Source organism: Desulfonatronum zhilinae, from assembly GCF_900182865.1.
Lineage (GTDB): Bacteria > Desulfobacterota > Desulfovibrionia > Desulfovibrionales > Desulfonatronaceae > Desulfonatronum > Desulfonatronum lacustre.
This window is the reverse complement of record NZ_FXUJ01000089.1, coordinates 1-1,163: the sequence shown is the minus strand read 5'-3', so window position 1 is coordinate 1,163 and position 1,163 is coordinate 1. Positions and strand designations below refer to the sequence as shown.

At 55.2% G+C, this 1,163-nt stretch carries 1 protein-coding gene; it reads right to left on the bottom strand.

Annotated features, from left to right (window positions below; translation table 11 throughout):
• Positions 1 to 1,163: ISL3 family transposase (locus tag AC559A_RS19165; protein WP_498819296.1), on the bottom strand; the 1,163-nt coding region annotated here is incomplete at both ends.

Below are 1,163 nucleotides of genomic sequence, written 5' to 3'. Positions count from 1 at the left end.
AATATCTGAATCGGAGCCGCGATTAGGTAGACTATCATGATGAAATTCTCCACGTTTCGATACCCGCGAGCCCGAGCTCTCGCTGCCTGGAACAAGCCATTGAAGCCCTCAAGTCGTGCATTGGTATGCAAGGAATGCCAACGATTAATGATACGCGGCAAATGCCTTTCAAAGCTGGCAAGAGCGCTCCTTACGGGCTCCAGGAGCGGACAGTTGATTGTATACTCAGCAGCATGCTTGAGAAAATGGGTAATGCGCCATCTTGCGGCCTGCTTTGTTTCGGCCTGCCGGATCCAGCGCAGGAGTTCTTTGACCCGATATGCTTTTGCGGTGGCGAATCCCTGCTTGACCAGTTCCAGCAGAGCGTTCTCTTGGCCCTCTGTGCGTCCTTTTTCCCCGCCTTTGAGCACGGTCCAGCGAGTATGCTCCGGTAGTTTGGTCTGCTTAGCCTCCAGCTTTCTGACATCATCGACAGCCCTGGTGAAGAGTTGGACCACATGGAACCAGTCTACGGTGACCTTGGCGGCCTTGAATTCTTTCTCAATGGCCGAAAGGAAAGCTGGCGACATGTCGCAGACAACCTCGATGACGTTATCGGGATGACCGCCGTGCGCCTCAATGAACGAACAGAACTTCGCCAGGCCTTCTTTGCCTTTGCCGGGGGTCGCGAAGATCACAGGTTTTTCGGTCCGGTCCAGGTCGATGAAGACGGTGATGTAGTTGTGCCCGCGTTTGGAGGCCGTCTCATCCAGGCCGACAGCCTTAAGGCTCTTCAGGTCCAGTGCGGCAATGGCTTTGGACACATAATGACGGACGATGCGCCACAAGCGTTTATCCGTGACTTCAACGTGGCGAGCAACGGCGTTGACCGGCATCTCACGGACAAGGGACATGACCACTTGCTCGAAAAGCAGGGTGAAACGACTGCCTTCTCTGGCCCAAGGGACTTCCACCCGACGGATGCCATGCTCAGGGCAATCAATCCGCGGCACCCGAGCCGAGAGGTAGCAATGATGCTGAAAGAAGTTCAGGTGTCTCCAGGTGTACTCCTTGAAGTCATGGGCCTTGCATGCGGAACCGCATTTGGGACACGGATACAGGGCACCTCGCTCGGCTCCGATCTCTAACATGAGCTTGGTCGGAGTATCCTCTGTGTCGAGATG